The sequence below is a fragment of the uncultured Porphyromonas sp. genome, from assembly GCF_934359325.1.
Taxonomy (GTDB): Bacteria; Bacteroidota; Bacteroidia; order Bacteroidales; family Porphyromonadaceae; genus Porphyromonas_A.
Genome location: NZ_CAKRLH010000186.1, coordinates 1 through 3,253 on the forward strand (window position 1 = coordinate 1; position 3,253 = coordinate 3,253).

General features: G+C 60.1%; 3 protein-coding genes. All 3 read right to left on the minus strand.

Annotated elements, in window-relative coordinates:
- On the minus strand, nt 1-782 hold a 782-nt coding region (locus Q0F21_RS06625), incomplete at its 3' end, for a sugar-binding domain-containing protein (RefSeq protein WP_363282731.1).
- Nucleotides 783-1,314: 532 nt separating this feature from the next.
- Nucleotides 1,315-1,758, minus strand: a complete 444-nt coding sequence (locus Q0F21_RS06630) for a nucleoside deaminase (RefSeq protein ID WP_297238494.1) — start codon at nt 1,756-1,758, stop codon at nt 1,315-1,317.
- Nucleotides 1,759-1,765: 7 nt separating this feature from the next.
- Entirely contained in the window at nt 1,766-3,244 is a 1,479-nt protein-coding gene (locus Q0F21_RS06635; protein ID WP_297238496.1) for an HD domain-containing protein, read from the minus strand.
- Nucleotides 3,245-3,253 lie beyond the last annotated feature (9 nt).

Here is a 3,253-nt window from a genome sequence, read left to right on the forward strand (position 1 = left end):
GGCAGGCGCCACATATCCTGCGCCTCCAGGAAGGAGCCGTCGCTCGATCGGTACACCTCCACAGCCACCGTATTCACCCCCTTACGGAGGTAGTCGGTGATGTCGAAGGTGGCAGTGGAGCGTGAGTCCTTGCTGAATCCCACGTACTTACCATTGATCCAGAGGTAGAAAAACGAATTGACCCCATCGAAGTGGAGCTCCACCCTTCGACCGCCCCAGTCTGCCGGGACTGTGAAGTCCCGCCGATACGAGCCCACCTCGTTTCTATCCTTATAGGTGGTCCAGTCGGTCGGGGGAGTGCGCATCACTCCGCCCTTCCAGTCGCCGGGCGCGACCGTGTGCTTGAAGATGTAAGGCTGATTGCAGTAGATCGGCGTGCCGTACTTCAGTGAGCCGTTGGGCTGGATCCCCGCCACATTCCAGCAGGAGGGTACGCTGATCTCATCCCAGCCGGAGACGTCATACCCCGGTCGGTAGAAGTCCATCGGTCGCTCACCGGGATTGCCGACCCAGTGAAATCTCCACGCACCGTCGAGCGACCTGTAGTACGTGCCCGGCGTCTCCGGGAGATACTGCCGGGCCGCCTCCACACTCCTGTAGGAGAAGAAGTAGGCCGCCGGCTGCTCTCTATTGAGCCCCAGGCGCTCAGGCGCCTCCCACTCGGAGCCATCAGGGGCGACTGCAGTGCCATACTCATAGCCTGCGATCGGGTGGAGCTTCTGACCCTGACCCGGCAAAGACAGAGTGAGAAGCACAAGTAGGGGTAGAAAAAGTCTCTTCATCTTATGGTAGGATTGCTTATGGTAGACCCTTGCAGGAGAGGAGAGGGACCCGATCTTCGGAGCTAAGAGAGAGGCGAGAAAGCAGACTGAGCTGACCCGGCCACACTCTACATGATCACACCGATGACGAGGTATCGTGCAACGATCCTTATAGGGTAAAGATACCTCTATTTCTCGAGATCCCTGACCGACGGCTGAGAATTAATCCCAGACCTCGACCCTTTGCGGGTCGCACTCAGAGTTAGGAAGAGGGCATCCTCGGCGCCGGGGAGTATCGTATCGAGCTGGATAGACTTCGGTGAAGTCTAAACCCGGGTTTAGTTTGGGGGCGCAGGGCTGAGGCGCTTGAGCCTTACAGTAAAGGATCTGATGCCCGTCAGAAAGGCTGATGCTTAGGGAGCGGACATCCTTGCGGATCCGGTCACGCTGCTGATGGACAAGTCTCAGACGCGTCAGCCCTACCGTATGAGACGTTGACTCCCTGCCGTGGTGGTTGGTCTTTGCCCACGGTATATCACACAATGTGGGATGGTTACCGTCGCTCACGGAAGAAGCGGGACATCAGCTCCCGACAGTCGTCCGCAAGGATGCCGGAGGTGACCTCGGTCTTGGGGTGAAGGATCTCCCGGCTGACAGTGGTGAAGCCGAACTTCGGCTCATCGGCGCCCCAGACGAGGCGCGCCGGGCGGCACCAGCGGATCGCCCCGGCACACATGATGCAGGGCTCTATGGTGACGTAGAGGGTACAGTCGGTGAGGAGCTTAGCACCCAGGTGTCCCTGTGCAGACGTGAGGGCGATCATCTCCGCATGCGCCGTCACATCCCTCAGCCCCTCGGTCTGATTGTGTCCCCGACCGATGATCTCCCCATCCGGCGAGACCACTACGGCACCGATCGGCACTTCGCCCTCCTCGCGTGCTTGCTCCGCCTCCCTCAGCGCCTCGCGCATCAGATCCTCATCGCTTCTCCTCATCATCACATCGTCACTCGAGGGGCAGGGGCTTCTGCGGGGTGAGTCCCAGCTCATCGGACGCCCACTGCTCCATATACTTCAGTGCCTCCTGACGGTCGTTGTGGATCAGACCGTCGAGGATCGCATTCTTGATCGCTTCCTTGATCTGTCCCACGGCGGAGCAGGGCTCCAGTCCGTAGAGGTCCATAATCTCCCGCCCGTCGACGGGGGGCTGGAAGTTTCGGATCCGATCCTTCTCCTCGATCTCCTTGAGCTTCTCCCGGACGATGGCGAAGTTATTGAGATACCTCTCCACCTTACGCGGATTTTTGCTCGTCAGGTCGCTCTCGCAGAGCAGCATTAGATCCTCGATATCGTCACCGGCATCGAAGAGCAGCCGTCTCACCGCCGAGTCGGTCACGCCGTCGTCCGCCAGCTGAGCGGGGCGCATGTGGAGGGAGACCATCTTCCGCACATACTTCAGCCGCTCGTCGGTGGGAAACTTTGCCCTGCGGAATATCTTGGGCAGCATCCGCTGTCCCAGGTAGTCGTGGTTGTGGAAGGTCCAGCCGCCCCGGACAAATTGCTTCGACCGCGGCTTGCCGATGTCGTGGAAGAGCGCCGCCATCCTCAGTCGGATGGACTCAGATCGCTCGGCTACATTGTCCACAACCTGGAGGGTGTGGTAGAAGTTGTCCTTATGTCCCACGCCGTCCTGCGTCTCGACCCCCTGCAGTGCCGACACCTCAGGGAGGTAAATGTCCATCAGCCCGGTGCGATACATCAGGTCGAGCCCAACGGAGGGCTTGCGGCTGGCCATGATCTTCATAAACTCCCCCTCTATCCGGTCCGCTGAGACGATCCTCAGTCGGTCGGCATTTCGCCGAATAGCGGCAAGCATATCCGGGGGAATGGTAAAACGGAGCTGTGCGGCAAAGCGAACCGCCCGCATCATCCGGAGCGGGTCGTCCGAGAAGGTGATGTCCGGATCAAGTGGCGTGCGGATGATCCCCATGCTGAGGTCTCTCAGCCCGTCGTAGGGGTCGTGAAGTGTCCCCGCATCGGGACCGGTGACGGTGACGGAGAGCACATTGATCGTGAAGTCGCGCCGCGCCTCGTCCTCGGCAAAGGTCCCCTCCATCACCTCAGGCTTCCGTGATGACTCTGTGTAGCTCTCTCGCCGAGCGCCGACAAACTCGAGCTCCCGACCACGGTACTTTACCTGAGCGGTGCGGAAGTTCCGGAATACAGTGGCCTGTGATCCCTTCCCCAGCAGCTCAGAGATCCGGTCGGCGACCCGCTCGCAGTCGCCCTCGAGGACAAAGTCCAGATCCGTCGTCGGGCGGTCGATGATCAGGTCGCGCACCGCTCCGCCGATGAGGCGTATCTCTACGCCGGTCTCCTCGGCAGCACGGTCAAGTACCTCCAGCAGGTCTCGGCCGATCAGTAGCTGTATATCCTCCCACAGAGGCTTCTCTATCGTTTCTCTTGTGATCACGGTTTGTCTCATCTCTAGAGG